Genomic DNA, 15,836 nt, shown 5'->3' with positions numbered 1-15,836 from the left:
TCTTTGCGTCTTTATTGAATTTCTTTTTCCTTATAGAGATTTTCTAAATCATCTAAGTTTAAGTCCTTGGTCTTTTTATCTAAGTAGATGTGGCCGTCTTTTAACATGACTACCCTATCTGCATAGTTGAGGGCATCTGCTAGTTTGTGGGTGATCATTATTGTGGTTGTTGACTTTTCTCTTATTAGGTCTTTGGTTTTTTCCATTACTAGCTTAGAAGTTTTTGGGTCTAGGGCTGCTGTATGTTCGTCTAGTAGTAGGACTTTTGGATTTTTCATCGCTGCCATAACTAGGGACAGAGATTGTCTTTGGCCGCCTGAAAGCTCTTTAACTTTTCTATCCATGATATTTTCTAGATTTAAATCTAAAGGTCTTAATAAGTCCTTGTAATAATTTATCCTGTCTCTTTTTATAAGGGGACTTAGGTTGTAAACTCCATTTTTATTGTCAGCTAGGGCCATATTTTCTAAAATTGTAAGACTTGGACAAACGCCCATTGATGGGTCTTGGTAGACTCTGGCTATATACTTGGATCTTTTTCTTTCTTTAATATTGGATAAGTCCTTGCCATCTAAGGAAATTGATCCTGCATCTGCAAGAATATTTCCACCAATTAAATTCATTAAAGTAGATTTACCGCAGCCGTTAGTTCCAATTATAGCTAGGGTTGTTTTTTCTTCTATTTTTAAGCTAAAGTCATTTAAAATTTGTTTTTCCATATCTGTTCCCTTGTTGTAGGTCTTAGATAGATTTTTAATTTCTAACATAGTATGCTCCTTTTTTATAAATATTTTTCAAAAGTTTATTTTCTGTATTGTTGTAGGCAATAAATATAATTAAGATTAGGCCATTTACTAATTTCAAATCAAATGGATTTAGCCCTGCCTTTATTGCAAGGCTGCCAATTATTTTATAAATTATGGCTCCCATTATTGCCCTTGTTGTCGCCTTTATTGATAATTTCTTTAAAATACTGTCGCCAATTATTATTGATGCAAGGGCGATTACTAAAATCCCTGCGCCCATTTGGCTGTCTGCCACCTTCATTGACTGGCAAAATAGGGAACCTGAAAGTGCTACTAGGCCGTTAGAAAGTCCTAGCCCAATTAGTTTATACTTGTCAGGTTCTTCGCCAAGGGACTTAACTAAGCTTTCGTTGTCGCCACTGGAAATTAACATGTAGCCCATCTTTGTCTTTAAAAATAAGTCTAAAATAATTTTTATTAAGACTACTATTATAAGAAGGACAATTATCCTGTCCACATAAGCATCTCCTGTAAGACTTATATCAAATATTTTTTTCGCTCCAGCAAGTGGCATGTTAGGCAATGAATTTATTCTCAAGTTAATTGAATAAAGCATGGTCATTGTTAAAATTCCTGAAAGGATTGGCTTAATCTTTAATTTTATAGCAAGTCCTTGGGATATAAGTCCTGGTATAAAGCCAAGCAAGAAACAAATCATACAAACTAAAAGCGGATTTACTCCCTTTAATAAAAGATTTGCTGTTAACATTGCGCCAAATGGAAAAGTTCCTTCAACTGTCATATCTGGAATTTTTAAAATTTTAAAGGACAGGAAAACTCCCATGGCCAAAATTGAATAAATTAGTCCTTGTTCTATTGTCGTTAGAAGTAAATTCATCTTAGTCTCCTACATACTCTGCGTCCTTTAAGACTTCTAAATCTTTTGAAAGACCTAGGGTCTCTAAGGTTTTTTCATTTACAATCATCTTCGCTTCTTCTGGTCCTTCAACTGGGAGGTCAGCTGGAGAAACTTTTTCTAGTAAAATTTTTTCCGCCATAGCTCCTGCTTGATTGCCTAGAGACTTGTACTTCATGCCTCTAGTTAAAAGCCCGCCGCCTTTTACTTGAGATTCTTCGCCACAAACTGAAATCATTTTGTTTTCTATTAACATATCTGAAAGCAAGGATATTGATGAGGCGATTTTGTTGTCTGATAAAATATAAAAGCCGTCAACTTCACTTATTAAAGCGCTGGCAGTTGGGCCAAGGTCAGAAATATTTAAGATCCCCTTGGTTTTAATTTCAAAGCCTAAGTCCTTGCCAAGTTTTTCAACCTCGTCAACTTGGACTTTTGAATTTATTTCATCTAGGGAATAAACTAGGCCAAGGGTTTTTATACTTGGGTCTAAGTCCTTATAGATTTCAAGTTGGTCTTTGATGTTGGCCCTGTCTGATACTCCTGTAATATTTCCACCAGGCTTATCTTCGCTTGCAACTAGACCTGCTCCAACTGGATCTGTTACTGCTGCAAAGATTATTGGAGTTTCATCAGTTGCACCTTGGGCTCCTTGGGCTGCTGGTGTTGCAATTGCATAAATTAAATCAACTCCATCTGCCACAAACTTTTCGCAAATTGCCCTGGCTGTTGCCATGTCTCCTTGGGCATTTTTATAATCAAGGTCGTAGCTTACTCCAAGTTCATTTAAGATTTCAACAAAGCCTTCTCTTGAATCATCTAAAGCCTTGTGGTCCATATATTGAACTATGCCAATTTTATAAGATCCATCATCTTTCACATCTTGTTTTTCATTTTCTTTTTCGCATCCACTTAGTAAAAGAACTAAGGCTGCTAATAAAATACTAATTTTTTTCATTTTCTCCTCCATAATATAAAAAAACCTTCGTCTCAGCTTTAACTGCTGGGACGAAGGTATAAGCTTCGCGGTACCACCCATTTTATGGTTATTAACCATCACTTCAGAGTCTAACAACTCCTAAGTCTATAACGGCGACTGGACCGGAAAAATCTACTAACTTCAATTCTCTGCTAAGGAGTGAATATTATATACCGACCACCTATTCCCTTCCACCAAACGGGAACTCTCTAGAAGGCTTTTTGTATTTTTGTCTCCTTCAATGCATTTTAATATAGTATAAATAAGTCCAAGAATTTTGTCAATAGTAAAATTTAATATTTTTAAAATTTTCTAAAAAAATTTACTAGAGCTTAAATTCTTTGCCTTTAGGCTTTTAAAAAAACTTCTCACTTGAGAGCAAAAGCCAAGTGGGCTATAATAAATTTAGAAAATGGAGGATCTTATGGACAAGATAAAATTAATAGAAGAATTGACGACAGCCTTTGGGCCTTCAGGCTTTGAAGAAGACCTAGTAGAGATAATAAAAAACAATCTAAAGGACTTTGACCTTGAAAGTGATTCAATGAACAATGTCTACGCCAAATACAAAAACTCTGGGGACAAAAAATTTACAGTCCAACTTGATGCCCACACTGACGAAGTTGGCTTTATGGTCCAAAGTATTTTAGATAACGGATCTTTAGCTATCGTTCCCCTAGGCGGCTGGGTGCTAACAAATGTCCCTGCCCACCTAGTTGGCATTAGAAATAAAGACGGACAAATAATTGAAGGGATAACAGGATCAACTCCTCCCCACTTTATGAGTCAGGAAGAGAGAAACCGTCCCCTAGACATAGAAAAAATGTTTATAGATATTGGTGCAAGTTCTTATGAAGAAGTTATAGAAGATTTTAAAATCGAGCCAGGCGCACCAGTTGCTCCCCTAGTTGACTTTAGATATGACAAAGACCACGACCTTATTCGCGGCAAGGCCTTTGACAACAGACTAGGCTGTTCTTGTATAATTGAAACTATGAAGAGACTTAAAGACGCCGACCTAAATGTAAACTTAGTTGGAGCCTTTGCTGCCCAAGAAGAAGTTGGCATGAGAGGAGCAAAAATCACCAGCCAAAAAGCAAAACCAGACCTAGCCATAGTCTTTGAAGGATCACCAGCAGACGACTTGTACTTTTCAAAAAACCAGGCCCAAGGAGCCTTGGGAAGAGGAGTTCAAATCCGCCACTTTGACAAGTCCTACATTGGAAATCCTAAGTATTTAAAACTAGCCAAGGACCTGGCAGATGAAAACGAAATAAAATATCAATCAGCCATTAGACGAGCAGGATCAACAAACGCAGGAGCCATTCACCTCTCTAATGAAGGCGTCCCAGTTTTAGTCCTAGGAATTCCATCTCGCTACGTCCACAGCCACTATAACTTTGCAAGGCTTTCAGACTTTGAAGCCACAGTTGACCTTGCAGTGAAAGTTCTTCAAAATCTAAATGATGAGAATATTAGAAAAATTTTAAAAAAATAAATTTTATAACTTGCTAGCCTTAATCTGCTGGCAAGTTTTTTGTTTTAAGCATAAAAAAAGCAAAGGATATAAATCCTCTGCTTTGAAATATTATCTCTTTGAGAATTGTGGTGATTTTCTTGCTTTCTTTAGACCGTATTTCTTTCTTTCTTTCATTCTTGGGTCTCTTGTTAGCATTCCTGCTTTTTTAAGACTTGGTCTAAATTCTTCGTTTACTTCTAGTAGTGCTCTTGCAATTCCGTGTCTGATTGCTCCAGCTTGGCCTGTAAATCCACCACCTTGAACCTTAATAATAGCGTCGTATTGGTCTGATACTTCTACTATATCTAAAGGTTCTTTGGCTAATACTTTTAGTGTTTCATAATCGAAATATTCATCGATGTCTTTTCCATTTATTGTAATTTTACCAGTTCCTGGTAATAGTCTTACTTGTGCAACAGAAGTTTTTCTTCTTCCTGTTCCTCTATATTGTTCTAAAGCCATTTATAAACCTCCTTCCAATACTAAAACTTAAGTTCAATAGGTTGTTGAGCTTCGTGTGGATGCTCAGTTCCTGTGTATACTTTCATCTTTTTGATCATTGCTCTACCCATAGAGTTTTTAGGTAGCATTCCTTTTACAGCTAGTCTCAAAATCTTAGTTGGGTCTTTCTTTACTAAGTCTTGATATTTTACCTCTTTAGCCCCTCCAGGATAACCTGTGTGGTACCAATGAGTTTTTTGTTGCCATTTATTTCCTGTTAATTTTATTTTATCTGCATTTAGCACGATTACATAATCGCCTGCATCAAAGTGTGGTGTATAAACTGGTTTTCTCTTTCCTGAAAGAACCATAGCAATTTCAGAAGCTAGTCTACCTAGAACCATACCTTCAGCGTCAATTACATACCATTGTCTTTCGATGTTTTGGGCATTTGCCATATAAGATTTCATCAATTATCCCCTCCTTTTATTTTCTTAGTCTATAAAAAGAGTTTCCGGGCCTCTTTTTTAAACACTGCTATATATTTTATATCAAAGCCATAAGATATGTCAAGAAAAATATAAGTATTTTCAAAGATTTTTGCTAATTTCTTTTATGTTTTCTCCTGCCCTTATAAATTCTTCCTAAAAGTCCTTGTTTTTAACTATTGCATTTGAAATAAAGTAGGAAATTCCTAGGCATACAAAGCCAAGTAGAATATAAATCCACCATGATGTATTTATAAAAGCTTCAGAAATTTTTTCAATTACTTCTTGGTCCATAATTTTTCCAACCATTACTATTATAAAAGGAACTAAAATTGTAACTATCCTTCCTATATTGGATCCAAATTTAAAAGATGATGGAATTACTAGGCTAATGTATAAGCTTATAAATAAAAATCCTATAGGCAAAAGTTTTATAAAGTCACTAAAGTCAGGCACTTCATTAAAGGTTCTCATTAGAAAATAAAATCCAAGAGAGAGAAGTAAACTTATAGAGATTAATACTAAGCTAGAAATATATTTACCAGCAACAAGTTTCTTCCTTCCACTTGGAAGGGCTGCTGCATAGGAATAAAAGTTACTTTGTTCTTCATAGGAAAAAGTTGTAAAGATCATCATGAGCATATAAAAGAGGCATAGGAAAATTACACTTTCAAACCTTGCACCAATAAAGAAAACTAAAATCAAAAGCATAGGTAGGTAGATTTTTAAGTCTTTTGAAATTATTATAAGGTCTTTTTTTAAATAAGCTAGCATTATTTTTCCCCCTTTATAATTAGGACCATAAGGTCTTCTAGGCTAATATTATCTACAACAAAGTCTGGATGTTTTTCTTCTAGAGCCTTTTTGTCGCTTACTAATAGTTCGTAAAAGTATTTGGTATTTCTCTTTGAAATAATATAGGTCGGATCAATTTTTTCTACGTCTTCAAGGCCGCACTTTACTAGGCCATAGGAATTTAAAATTTCGTCCTTGTTTGCTGCTAGTAAAATTTCTCCCTGGTCTATAAAAATTATTTCATCTGCAACCTTGTCAAGGTCTGAGGTTATATGGCTGGATAAAAATATTGTGTGGTCTTCGTCTTGGATAAAGTCTAAAAATATATCTAAGACTTCTTCTCTAATAACTGGATCTAGGCCTGATGTTGGCTCATCTAAAATTAGTAACTTAGGTCTATGGGAAAGTGCTGTTGCCAGTTCTAGTTTTTTCTTCATGCCCTTGGACAAGGCATTTATGCTTAATTTGTCTGGGATTTTAAATTTTTCTAAGTAGGAATAAAATAAATCTCGGTCCCAAGATTTATAAATTCCCTGCATAATGGAATTTATATCTTTTGCATTTAATTTAAGTGGAAAAAACATATCATCTAAGACTAGGCCTAGGTCTTCTTTTATATCTTGGTCCCCATCTTTTATATCTTTTCCAAAAATTTTTATCTGTCCTTGGTCTATATTTAATATTCCTGCAAGAGCCTTAATTAATGTAGTTTTTCCTGCGCCGTTTTCTCCTATAAAACCTACAATTGTTCCTTTTTCTACTTCAAGGTTAATGTCTTTTATAGAAAATCCTGATGGATAGGTTTTATTTACATTTATCATTTCTATAGCCTTCATGTCATTCACTCCTATAGGCAAATTCTAATAATTCAAAAATCTTTTCTTTATCTATGTCATAGGACCTAGACAAGTCTACGATTTTAAAAATATAGTCTTCAATTTCTTGGTACTTCATGTCTTTAGCAAGCTCAAGTCCTTTTTTTGAAACAAAAGAGCCCTTGCCTTGACGAGTTTCTATATAGCCTTCTCTTTCTAATTCATCATAGGCTTTTTTCACTGTCATTACGCTTATACGTATTTCCTTGGCTAAAGATCTTATAGACGGAAGTTGTTCGCCTTCTGCTAAGTCGTCACTTAGGATTTGGTCTACAACTTGGTCTTTTATTTGTTCATATATGGGAAGAGAGCTAGAGTTACTAATTAGTATTTTCATTTGGTCCTCCTGTTATAGTCATAGTATAACAGTCTATAACACTTGTCAAGAAAAAATAAAAAAAGACGGAAAAATTTTTTATCTTTCCATCTTCTTCCTTTTATTATCCAATAAATTTTGCCTTAATGTATTTGATTTTTATATTTTGTGATCGCCACTTTTTCTCATAATCAGTTTGTATTGAATCTTCTCTCTCTTCTAAGTCATCAGTGGCTTCAAGGACTTCAAAGCCTGAATCTTTAAAATATTCTAGGCTAGCAAGATAAAGGCCATCATCATCTGTTTTTACTTCTATTTCTGATCCTTCCTTTAAAATATTTTTATAAACTTCTAAAAGCCTAGGATGAGTAAGTCTTCTCTTGTGCTGCCTAGGTTTGGGCCAAGGGTTGCAAAAGTTAATGTAGATTTTTGAAACTTCGCCCTTTGCAAAGTAGTCACAAAGATTTTCTGCCCTGGCTAGGACGCCAAAAAGATTGTCTAAGTCTGCTTCTTTAATTAGTCTGCCTGCATAGACAAAGACATTTGCTTCTAGGTCTAAGGCGAGGAAATTTATTTTAGGATTTTTCTCTGCCATCCTTAAGGCAAAGCCTCCCCTTCCAGCTCCAAGTTCAAGGTGGATGGGATTATTGTTTTTAAAAATTTCTCCCCAGCTGCCCTTGTTTTCCTCTGGATGTAAAAATACTTTTTTGTTTTCTTCTAACTCTGGAATAGCAAAGTGTTTCTTTCTCAGTCTCATAGGTCCCTCTTTTATCTTAATCGCCTTTAATTTTACTATAGGATGAAAAAAATCGCCATATAAATGACGATTTTATTTTTGCTATTTATTTTTTTCTTATTACTTCAACTTCATAGCCGTCTGGGTCTGTTACGAAGTAGTAGGAAGGCTCGGTTCCTGGTAGGCCCATTAGGTCTGTGCACTCGTAACCCATATCCATATTTTTTTGCCTAGATTTTTCTAGGTCTTCAACAGAGACTGCAAAGTGAGAATAGCCATCTCCAATTGTATATAGTTTTTCTGGATGGTAGTTGTAGGTTAGTTCTAGTTCAAAGTTTTCGTCTTCGTCTGTTAAAAATGCTAGGGTAAATTCATCTTCTGGAAAGTCTTTTTCTCTAGTTACTTTAAAGCCTAGGGCTTCTGTGTAAAACTTTAAAGACTTTTCTAAGTCCATTACCCTTAGACAAAGGTGTAAAAATTTATAATTCATTTAGTCTCCTTTTGGTCTTATTATTTTATAACCATTTCTCCATCCCAGTCTACGTCGATGATTTTTACTTCGCAGTATCTGGCAAAGGAATAAAGGGTGTCTGAAAGTCTGTTAATAAATTTTACTACTAGTGGATCAACTTCTACTTCTCTAGCAAGGCCAACAACTCTTCTTTCTGCCCTTCTACAAACAGTTCTAGCTATGTGAAGGATTGCTGCTGGTTTTGAAGTTCCGTTTATAATAAAGCCGTCAAACTTTCCAGCTTTTTCCATATACTTGTCTACTAGTTTTTCAAGCATGGTAATTTCTTCTTCTTTAATTCTTCTCTTGATTTTATCTGGGTCAGCTGTTGCTAGGTTGTGGTTAACAACAAAAAGTTGATTTTGGATGCCCCTAATTTCTTCAACTAGGTCAGGCTCGTCTTCTAAGAAACAAATTGCTAGACCTAAATAGGCTCCTAATTCATCAACTGTTCCATAGGTGTCAACTCTAATGTCGTCTTTGCCAACTCTTGTTCCATCATAAAGGGAAGTCATTCCCTTGTCGCCGCCTTTAGTATAAATTACCTTTGAATATTCTTTTTTGTCAGTCATAATAATCTCCTAATTTTTATATTCTTATTAAAATAAGTACTCTTCCCTCTCAAAAACCTTATACCCAGTACCTTATAAATTATTTAAATTTTAGATTAATTAAAAAGTAAACAAGGACAAAATGAAAAAAGAGGCCCTAGGGACCTCAATTTTTTATTTAATTACTTCGCCTGTTTCGGCGTTTACTTTTACTTCTATATCGTCATAAAGCTCAACTTCATAAAATATTCCATTTTTCTCAGCTTCTAGTTTCCATTCTTTTACAGAAGTACCTTCGTTTGTAACTAAGGCTCCTTCCATGGCTTGAGCTGGAGTTACTATTAGGTCTAAGGCAATGCCATAGTCGTCATCATTAAGGTCATTAGAATCAACTTCTTGAGAAATGATTTGGCCGTTTTCTGCATTAAGTTCTAACTCATATTCTTTTTCTTCGTCAAAGCCTTCAATATTATAAACTAAAACTCTATCATCTTCTTCTAAACTTATTTTTTCAATTTGAATGTCAGTTGAGCCAAAGTTATCATAAAAAGCTCCTGCAACTTCGTCTAAAGAAAGAAAAGTATCTTTACTTTCTAGGCCAGCTATATTTGTGTCAGAATCTTTGTCTCCTAGGCCTTTTTCATCTAATTTTTCTTCAACCTTAGTTTCAACCTTTTCATCAAGGTCGTCAACTTTCTTTTCTGTTTTTTCAATGACATTACCTGAGCCACAAGCTGCAAGTAGGGATGTTAGCCCTAGGACTAGCATTAATTTTTTAAATCTTTTCATAAGTTATCTCCTTTTATAAAAATATTTTTTATTTTTAAATTCTCTAGCTAAACTTTTTAAAAGTCTTCCTTATTGTTTTTTATAGCCTAAGAAAAAATTTTTATTCATCGGCTTAAATTATTTCATTGGTTTTTTATTAAGTTTTCAAATTTTATGTAAGTAAGCTCTTAAAGTTTTTAAGAAAACTAAAAAACCAACCTGGCCAATTGTCCTAATCACCCAAGCTGGTTTTTATCTTTCATCCAACTCATACAGATTTAAATTTTTTGCTTCTTTCACCAAAATCTTCCTTTCTTAATAAAGACACTTGCCCTTTCTAGTCCCCTAGGGGTACAAAATGAATTTACCGGTCCCTATATTGAGGCTTTTCTCTAAGCAATCAATCATTTCTCTAATCATTTATTTCTTATATTTCTAAAGTCTTTTCACTAAAAAGTGATTACTTGAAATACTTAAGCTCTCCGTCCATGATTCTTAAAATCTATCCTCTAGACCTTGGGTCTACTGCTAGACCCCATACGTTTTTATAAAACTGTATAGCTGCTATATTTATTTGTCAAAGCGCTCCTAAATCACAGTTACTCTTTAGGAGGAAATTTCCAATAATCTTACACTTTTAAAACGCCATCATCCTCTAGTCACAAATATGAAAGTCATATTTAGATTCTTATGTCATTTTGTATGAGTTGGATGCCAAAGAAATTTAAAAGTCATAAGCTAGAAGTCCTTCATCTGATATTACCTAACCCCTTCAAGATAGGTCAATTTCATCCAAGCGAAAGATTTCATTTCTAGTTAATTCACGTTTTTCCTGTCCCTAGAAAATATTTCTTTTTCTTTTCTTTGTACTTACATTATACCACTTTATTTTTATTTGTAAACAGTTTTTTGAAACTTTTTTATTTTTATTTTCATTTTTCTGTTTTCTTTAAATTTAAAAACCTATTTAAAGCTAGTTGTTTCCAGTTTTAAATAGGTTTTGTTTTTTCTATTTTGAAGTTTTTTATTTTAATATTTTCTTTTTTATTCAGCCCAGCCTTGGGATTTTTTTACTGCCTTGTGCCATTTTCTAATTTTTTCTTCTCTAATATCATCTTCCATGTTTCCTTGGAAGGTTCTTTCTATGGCTAGGTTTTCTTCTAGGTCTTTTAAATCATCATAAAAACCTAGAGCCAGTCCTGCAAGTTTTGCTGCCCCTAAGGCTGTTGTCTCGACACAATATGGTCTTTCAACTGGACGGTTAATTAGGTCAGCTTGGAAGCCCATCATAAAATCGTTGTTGGCAGCTCCTCCGTCAACTCGAAGGGACTTTAATTTTATCTTTGAATCTTCTTCCATGGCCTTTAATATATCATAAGAAAGATAGGCAATTGATTCTAAGGTCGCCCTGACGATGTGATATTTTGTTACTCCTTGGCTAAGACCTAAAATCGCCCCTCTAGCATATTGGTCCCAATAAGGTGCGCCTAAACCTGTAAAGGCTGGCACAACATAACAGTCATGGGTGTCTGCAACTTTCGAGGCCATATAGTCAGTGTCGTCTGACATATCAATAATTCTAAGTTGGTCTCTCAGCCATTTTATTGCTGAGCCTGCAACGAAAATTGATCCTTCTAGGGCATAGGTAACTTTGCCATCTAGGCCCCAGGCTATTGTTGTTACTAAACCTTTTTTAGATTGGATTGGTCTCGTTCCTGTATTCATTAAAAGGAAGGCTCCTGTGCCGTAGGTATTTTTTGCCTGCCCTGCCTCGTAACAACCTTGGCCAAAGAGGGCTCCTTGTTGGTCGCCAATGGCAGATGCAATTGGAACCTTGCTGCCTAAAAACCTCTTAGACAAGTAGCCATAAATTTCAGATGATGGCCTAACTTCTGGCAGAATATTTTTTGGTATGTCTAAAATTTTTAAAATTTCTTCGTCCCAACATAGGTCGTTGATGTTGTAGAGCATGGTCCTAGATGCATTTGAGTAGTCGGTGATGTGAACTTTTTTGTCAGTCATCTTCCAAATTAAAAAACTATCTACAGTTCCAAAGAGAATTTCTCCCTTTTCTGCTTTTTCTCTGGCACCTGGAACATTGTCTAAGATCCATTTAATTTTTGTTGCAGAAAAATAGGCGTCAATTTCTAGGCCAGTTTTTTCTCTAAAGAGATCTCCATAGCCTTTTTCTTTAAGCTCATCACAGTAGTGAGATGTCCTCCTACACTGCCAGCCAATTGCATTATAAATTGGTTCGCCAGTATTTTTGTCCCAAATTATTGTGGTTTCTCTTTGGTTAGTGATGCCAATTGCTGCAATGTTTTCCCCAGAAATTCCCATTTGGTTTATTACTTCAACTGCAGTTCCAATTTGCTTGGACCAAATTTCGTTAGGGTCTTGTTCAACCCAGCCTGATTTTGGATAAAATTGGTTAAACTCTTTTTGGGCCACAGCTTTTACCTGCCCCTTTTTGTCAAAAATTATTGTCCTTACACTTGATGTTCCTGAATCAAATGCCATTATATATTTTTCCATAGCTGTCCTCGTTTTTATTATTCTATTTATAGGTTAGCAGATTTTTATATTTTTTCCAATATAGAAGCTTGGATTCTTTTAAAAAATCTTTTACAATTTTCACTTTTAGTGTTATTTTTTTCTTCTTAGGGTATAATATTATAGAAAATATAGAAGGAGGCAAATTATGACTTATACAAAAGATATGTTAATTGGAGATGTTGTTAGACAAAATCCAGAAACTATTGGAATTTTAATGAGCTTTGGCATGGGCTGTGTTGGATGTCCATCAAGCCAAATGGAATCACTTGAAGAAGCTGCTATGGTTCACGGCCTAGACCTTGAACACCTAATGGAAGCTTTAAACGAATTAGATAAATAGGAAAATTAAGAGTCTTTTTTAAGGCTCTTTTTTGTTTTTGTTTTTGTTTATTAAAGACCTAACCTGGATATAATAAGTATAGATAAATTTTGAAAATTCTTAAGGAGGAAAAAAATAATGAAAGTAACATTTGGTGGAAACGAAGTTAACTTAGTTGGCAAAGAAATTAAAGTTGGAGATATGGCTCCAGAATTTAAGGCAGTAAACCTAGACCTATCAGATTTTTCTTCAAAAGATAACTTAGGAAAAGTTGTAGTTTATTCTGTTGTTCCATCTGTTGATACAGGTGTTTGTTCAATTCAAACTACTAACTTTAACGAAGAAGCTGGAAAACTTGGCGACGACGTTAGGATAGTAACTGTTTCAGTTGACCTACCATTTGCCCAAGAAAGATTTTGCTCAGCTAAGGGCATAGAAAATTCTACTATAGTTTCAGACTACAGATGGAAGGACTTTGGTAACAAGTACGGCTTCTTAATTGACGAATTACAACTTTTAACTAGAGGTATTGTAATTGTTGACAAAGAAGGAAAAGTTGCTTATGTTGAATATGTTCCTGAAGTAACTAACGAAGTAAACTTTGACAAGGCCTTAGAAGTAGTAAAATCACTAATCTAAACAAAAATTTATCCCTAGGTTTAGCCGCCTAGGGATTTTTTATTTGCTTTGAAATTTTTTTATAAGTTTTTTTCTGAAACAACTAGGTCGTATCTCTTTTCAAAGTCTGAAAAGTATTTGCCTAAGTCCTTGTTATTTTTTGAAATTCCAGCTGAAAGAGTTTTGCCAGGATTCATTGCTATGGCTGCGTCAATACATGCCTTGTAGTCCCCTGCCATATAGCCAATGTAGGCCACACTGTCTCTGTTGTGTCTGGCTCCAACTAATAATAAGTTATCACCCTTAGAGTAAAACATTTTTCTCTTTACAAACCACTTTAGGTTCTCTCTATTAACATCATAAAAGACATTGTTTATACAAATCATATCAGTCCAAGGATTTTTTTCTACGATTTTCATTATCTTGTCTAGGTCTTCTTCAAGTTCAAAGCCTAAAGTATCTCTATCTCCATCTGCGACATTCATTGAATAGTAGTCGTATTTTTGAATAATCTTGTAGCCCATCTTCTTAGTTAGGCCCATGGATTTTTCGTTAAAGCCTTCGGTGTAAAGCCTAATGGTTTTAATATTATTTTCCTTGGCAGCCTCCAGATATTTTTCATAAATGCCAGTTCCAATGTGCTTACCTTGGTAGGTTGGTCTTACTCTTACTGTTTCCAACCACATAGTTCCATCTGGGTGGAAGGAATACCTGCCCATGGCCACAGGATAGCAGCAATCATAAACCATAATTAATTCGCCATCAATTTCCCCTTTAAATATATGAATATTATTTTTGTAATAAGGATCAATTATTGGCAGGGCTTCTTTTTCAATTTCGTCTGTAAATCTTAAGTCCTCTTCAACTGCAATTCTATAAGTATATTTTTCGTCCATAAATACCTCCTATGGTTTTATTATAACAGAAATATAAAAAAAGAGGCCAGCGCCTCTGTAGATTTTTCTCTACACGCTGACCTAAAGTATTTTTTCTAAATCTTCTAAAGACCTAGGATAAATAATTTCGTCTGAATTTTTTTGCACTCGCTCAGCAAATTCAACTAAATATGGCCTTCTAAGTTCTGCCTCTGCCATAAGGTCTTTGTCAGTCATAATCATATCACTTGGTCCATCTGCAAAGACTCTTCCATCTTTAATAATTATAGTCCGATCTGACCACTCCCAGGCGAAGTCAACTTCGTGGGTGGAAATAACTAGGCCAATGTCCCTTTTATAAAGGCCATCAATAACTCTTTTAAATCTAGCTGTGTTTATATTGTCAAGACCAGCAGTAGGTTCGTCAAAGAAAATAATCTTCGGTTCCAAGGCAAGAACGCTGGCAATGGAAACAATTTTCTTCTCTCCTCCACTTAAGGAGTAAAGAGATTTTTCTTCTAGGTCTGAAATTTCCAAGTCAGAAATAATTTTTTCAACAATGGTCTTAGCTTCAGCTTGGCTTTTGCCTGCATTTAATGGGCCAAAGGAAATCTCCTCAAAAACCCTAGGGGCAATAAATTGGCTGTCAGGGTCTTGGAAGACTAGGCCGATGGTCTTTCTAAGATTAAAAAGATCTGCCTTCTTGTCAGAAACTTCGTCTCCATTTAAGTAGACCTTGCCCTTAGCAGGTCTAATTACACCGTTTGAAATTAAAAACATAGTAGACTTGCCCATGCCGTTTTTTCCTAAAATTGAAATTTTTTCTTTAGAAGAAATTTTTATAGACAAGTCGTCTAAGGCGATATCACTTGCGCCAGGGTACTTATATGAAATATTTTTTAATTCTAAAATTGTCTCAGTCATTTTATCACCAGCAAATAAATTATTAAAAGAAATACGAAAAATCCTCCTGCCAAATAAGAAAAGTTAGACCTTACATAAGTCCTTTCTAAAAAGTTAATGTCCCCATCATAAAGTCTAGACTCCATGGCAGAATAAGAATTTAAAGCCATCCTCATTGACTTGTTAAAAAGTCTATTGGCTATCATCTTTGCAGTTTCTAAGGATCTTTTATAGGAAACAAAGCCTAGCCTAGAATTTGCAGAATTTTGCATAGAGGCTAATAGCTTTGAAAGAGTAAAGATATAGCGATAAATCAAATAAGTAATTTCTATAAAGACCTTGGGGCACTTAATTTTTCTCATAAAATAAATTATATCTCCAATTGGAGTAGTAATGGCCAGATTAATTAATGAGCTTACAGAAGCTAGTGAAACTAGGCTTAGTCTTATAGCATGAATTTGAGACTCTGGACTAATAGAAAAATATAAGTTGAAAATCTTAAGAGCTGTTGGACTAGTAGGGTCCTTGGCCACAGATATGACTATGCCAATAGTTGACATTAAAATAAAAATCAGCGGTCCTGTCATTAGGTCCAAGTAGCTATGTAGGCTAGGTCGACCAAATTTTAGAAAAAATCCTATAGAGAATAATAAAACTATTGCAGAAATAGCCATAGACTTAAGAGCCACCAGAAAAGCAATTAAGCTAATAGCAAAAATCAACTTTGGCCCAGGATGAATACGACCCAAGGCTGAATGATTAGAAAGATTTTCTATAATTTGTAGGCTGCTATGGTGGTGGTCCTTTTTAAAAATAAAAGATAAAATTATAGGGACCAGACACAGGCCTATTAATAAAGTATTTGAAATTCTCCCTTGGCCTAAGAGAAATAGGACAAGGGAGAAGAGTATTGATCTAATCATA

19 protein-coding genes and 1 other annotated feature are annotated in these 15,836 nt (G+C 34.8%); of the genes, 3 read left to right on the top strand and 16 right to left on the bottom strand.

Features of this window, described 5'->3' with window-relative positions:
- Nucleotides 1-11 precede the first annotated feature (11 nt).
- From BN2667_RS02045 to BN2667_RS02035, 3 genes are read right to left on the bottom strand one after another with little or no spacing between them, the layout of a single operon-like run.
- Nucleotides 12-767, bottom strand: coding sequence for an ABC transporter ATP-binding protein (locus BN2667_RS02045; RefSeq protein ID WP_054251661.1), 756 nt, complete (start codon nt 765-767; stop codon nt 12-14).
- The gene (locus BN2667_RS02040; protein WP_054251660.1) at nt 754-1,644 is read right to left on the bottom strand and encodes an ABC transporter permease; all 891 of its coding nucleotides are present in this window, start codon (nt 1,642-1,644) and stop codon (nt 754-756) included. Before BN2667_RS02040 ends, BN2667_RS02045 begins: the two co-directional genes overlap by 14 nt.
- Before the next feature lies 1 nt (nt 1,645).
- Nucleotides 1,646-2,620 (bottom strand): ABC transporter substrate-binding protein, encoded by a 975-nt coding sequence (locus BN2667_RS02035; RefSeq protein WP_054251659.1) that lies wholly within the window; start codon nt 2,618-2,620, stop codon nt 1,646-1,648.
- Between the two features lie 43 nt (nt 2,621-2,663).
- Nucleotides 2,664-2,892 (bottom strand) — a binding site (T-box leader).
- 173 nt (nt 2,893-3,065) lie between these two features.
- On the opposite strand from BN2667_RS02035, the gene BN2667_RS02030 reads away from it, so the two are divergent.
- Entirely contained in the window at nt 3,066-4,139 is a 1,074-nt protein-coding gene (locus BN2667_RS02030; RefSeq protein ID WP_054251658.1) for a M42 family metallopeptidase, read from the top strand.
- Nucleotides 4,140-4,229: 90 nt separating this feature from the next.
- On the opposite strand, the gene rpsI is transcribed toward BN2667_RS02030, so the two are convergent.
- From rpsI to glpK, 10 genes are all read right to left on the bottom strand, one after another.
- Nucleotides 4,230-4,622, bottom strand: coding sequence for a 30S ribosomal protein S9 (rpsI, locus tag BN2667_RS02025; protein ID WP_054251657.1), 393 nt, complete (start codon nt 4,620-4,622; stop codon nt 4,230-4,232).
- 20 nt (nt 4,623-4,642) lie between these two features.
- Nucleotides 4,643-5,071 (bottom strand): 50S ribosomal protein L13, encoded by a 429-nt coding sequence (gene rplM / locus BN2667_RS02020; protein ID WP_054251656.1) that lies wholly within the window; start codon nt 5,069-5,071, stop codon nt 4,643-4,645.
- Between the two features lie 174 nt (nt 5,072-5,245).
- A complete protein-coding gene (locus BN2667_RS02015; RefSeq protein ID WP_054251655.1) occupies nt 5,246-5,863 on the bottom strand; it encodes an ABC-2 transporter permease in 618 nt (205 codons plus the stop codon).
- Complete coding sequence (locus BN2667_RS02010) at nt 5,863-6,720, bottom strand: ABC transporter ATP-binding protein (protein WP_054251654.1); 858 nt, start codon at nt 6,718-6,720, stop codon at nt 5,863-5,865. Before BN2667_RS02010 ends, BN2667_RS02015 begins: the two co-directional genes overlap by 1 nt.
- A 1-nt stretch (nt 6,721) precedes the next feature.
- Nucleotides 6,722-7,096 (bottom strand): GntR family transcriptional regulator, encoded by a 375-nt coding sequence (locus tag BN2667_RS02005; RefSeq protein ID WP_054251653.1) that lies wholly within the window; start codon nt 7,094-7,096, stop codon nt 6,722-6,724.
- A gap of 103 nt (nt 7,097-7,199) precedes the next feature.
- Nucleotides 7,200-7,832 carry a tRNA (guanosine(46)-N7)-methyltransferase TrmB gene (gene trmB, locus BN2667_RS02000; RefSeq protein ID WP_054251652.1) on the bottom strand — a complete coding sequence of 211 codons (633 nt, stop codon included), beginning with the start codon at nt 7,830-7,832 and terminating at the stop codon, nt 7,200-7,202.
- Nucleotides 7,833-7,917: 85 nt separating this feature from the next.
- Nucleotides 7,918-8,301, bottom strand: coding sequence for a lactoylglutathione lyase (gene gloA / locus BN2667_RS01995; RefSeq protein ID WP_054251651.1), 384 nt, complete (start codon nt 8,299-8,301; stop codon nt 7,918-7,920).
- 20 nt (nt 8,302-8,321) lie between these two features.
- Nucleotides 8,322-8,894 (bottom strand): cob(I)yrinic acid a,c-diamide adenosyltransferase, encoded by a 573-nt coding sequence (locus BN2667_RS01990; protein ID WP_054251650.1) that lies wholly within the window; start codon nt 8,892-8,894, stop codon nt 8,322-8,324.
- A 153-nt stretch (nt 8,895-9,047) separates the two neighbouring features.
- Complete coding sequence (locus BN2667_RS01985) at nt 9,048-9,662, bottom strand: PepSY domain-containing protein (protein ID WP_054251649.1); 615 nt, start codon at nt 9,660-9,662, stop codon at nt 9,048-9,050.
- A gap of 1,023 nt (nt 9,663-10,685) precedes the next feature.
- Nucleotides 10,686-12,176, bottom strand: a complete 1,491-nt coding sequence (gene glpK / locus BN2667_RS01980) for a glycerol kinase GlpK (RefSeq protein ID WP_054251648.1) — start codon at nt 12,174-12,176, stop codon at nt 10,686-10,688.
- A 166-nt stretch (nt 12,177-12,342) separates the two neighbouring features.
- Here glpK and BN2667_RS01975 point away from each other — a divergent pair, with 166 nt between their 5' ends.
- Together BN2667_RS01975 and tpx are read left to right on the top strand one after the other, a co-directional pair.
- On the top strand, nt 12,343-12,537 hold the full coding sequence (locus BN2667_RS01975) for a DUF1858 domain-containing protein (protein ID WP_054251647.1): 195 nt from the start codon (nt 12,343-12,345) through the stop codon (nt 12,535-12,537).
- A 117-nt stretch (nt 12,538-12,654) separates the two neighbouring features.
- Nucleotides 12,655-13,155, top strand: a complete 501-nt coding sequence (tpx, locus tag BN2667_RS01970) for a thiol peroxidase (protein ID WP_054251646.1) — start codon at nt 12,655-12,657, stop codon at nt 13,153-13,155.
- Nucleotides 13,156-13,214: 59 nt separating this feature from the next.
- Here tpx and BN2667_RS01965 read toward each other — a convergent pair whose 3' ends face one another.
- The 3 genes from BN2667_RS01965 to cbiQ form a co-directional block, all read right to left on the bottom strand.
- The gene (locus BN2667_RS01965) at nt 13,215-14,030 is read right to left on the bottom strand and encodes a GNAT family N-acetyltransferase (protein ID WP_054251645.1); all 816 of its coding nucleotides are present in this window, start codon (nt 14,028-14,030) and stop codon (nt 13,215-13,217) included.
- 81 nt (nt 14,031-14,111) lie between these two features.
- Nucleotides 14,112-14,933 carry an energy-coupling factor ABC transporter ATP-binding protein gene (locus BN2667_RS01960; protein ID WP_054251644.1) on the bottom strand — a complete coding sequence of 274 codons (822 nt, stop codon included), beginning with the start codon at nt 14,931-14,933 and terminating at the stop codon, nt 14,112-14,114.
- Entirely contained in the window at nt 14,930-15,835 is a 906-nt protein-coding gene (gene cbiQ, locus BN2667_RS01955) for a cobalt ECF transporter T component CbiQ (protein WP_054251643.1), read from the bottom strand. Before cbiQ ends, BN2667_RS01960 begins: the two co-directional genes overlap by 4 nt.
- Between the last annotated feature and the right edge of the window lies 1 nt (nt 15,836).

This window comes from Neofamilia massiliensis, from assembly GCF_001299475.1.
GTDB lineage: Bacteria > Bacillota > Clostridia > Tissierellales > Peptoniphilaceae > Neofamilia > Neofamilia massiliensis.
Note: the sequence above shows the minus strand (reverse complement) of the source record. Positions and strands in the feature narration are given on the sequence as shown.

Bases quoted from the DNA above. Each gene is read 5' to 3' on its own strand.
- cbiQ (WP_054251643.1), bottom strand. From the start codon at position 15,835: ATGATTAGATCAATACTCTTCTCCCTTGTCCTATTTCTCTTAGGCCAA.
- rplM (WP_054251656.1), bottom strand. From the start codon at position 5,071: ATGAAATCTTATATGGCAAATGCCCAAAACATCGAAAGACAATGGTAT.
- tpx (WP_054251646.1), top strand. From the start codon at position 12,655: ATGAAAGTAACATTTGGTGGAAACGAAGTTAACTTAGTTGGCAAAGAA.
- trmB (WP_054251652.1), bottom strand. From the start codon at position 7,832: ATGAGACTGAGAAAGAAACACTTTGCTATTCCAGAGTTAGAAGAAAAC.
- BN2667_RS01985 (WP_054251649.1), bottom strand. From the start codon at position 9,662: ATGAAAAGATTTAAAAAATTAATGCTAGTCCTAGGGCTAACATCCCTA.
- gloA (WP_054251651.1), bottom strand. From the start codon at position 8,301: ATGAATTATAAATTTTTACACCTTTGTCTAAGGGTAATGGACTTAGAA.
- BN2667_RS01960 (WP_054251644.1), bottom strand. From the start codon at position 14,933: ATGACTGAGACAATTTTAGAATTAAAAAATATTTCATATAAGTACCCT.
- BN2667_RS02040 (WP_054251660.1), bottom strand. From the start codon at position 1,644: ATGAATTTACTTCTAACGACAATAGAACAAGGACTAATTTATTCAATT.
- BN2667_RS01965 (WP_054251645.1), bottom strand. From the start codon at position 14,030: ATGGACGAAAAATATACTTATAGAATTGCAGTTGAAGAGGACTTAAGA.
- BN2667_RS02030 (WP_054251658.1), top strand. From the start codon at position 3,066: ATGGACAAGATAAAATTAATAGAAGAATTGACGACAGCCTTTGGGCCT.
- BN2667_RS01975 (WP_054251647.1), top strand. From the start codon at position 12,343: ATGACTTATACAAAAGATATGTTAATTGGAGATGTTGTTAGACAAAAT.
- BN2667_RS02045 (WP_054251661.1), bottom strand. From the start codon at position 767: ATGTTAGAAATTAAAAATCTATCTAAGACCTACAACAAGGGAACAGAT.
- BN2667_RS02015 (WP_054251655.1), bottom strand. From the start codon at position 5,863: ATGCTAGCTTATTTAAAAAAAGACCTTATAATAATTTCAAAAGACTTA.
- BN2667_RS02035 (WP_054251659.1), bottom strand. From the start codon at position 2,620: ATGAAAAAAATTAGTATTTTATTAGCAGCCTTAGTTCTTTTACTAAGT.
- BN2667_RS02005 (WP_054251653.1), bottom strand. From the start codon at position 7,096: ATGAAAATACTAATTAGTAACTCTAGCTCTCTTCCCATATATGAACAA.
- BN2667_RS02010 (WP_054251654.1), bottom strand. From the start codon at position 6,720: ATGAAGGCTATAGAAATGATAAATGTAAATAAAACCTATCCATCAGGA.
- glpK (WP_054251648.1), bottom strand. From the start codon at position 12,176: ATGGAAAAATATATAATGGCATTTGATTCAGGAACATCAAGTGTAAGG.
- BN2667_RS01990 (WP_054251650.1), bottom strand. From the start codon at position 8,894: ATGACTGACAAAAAAGAATATTCAAAGGTAATTTATACTAAAGGCGGC.
- rpsI (WP_054251657.1), bottom strand. From the start codon at position 4,622: ATGGCTTTAGAACAATATAGAGGAACAGGAAGAAGAAAAACTTCTGTT.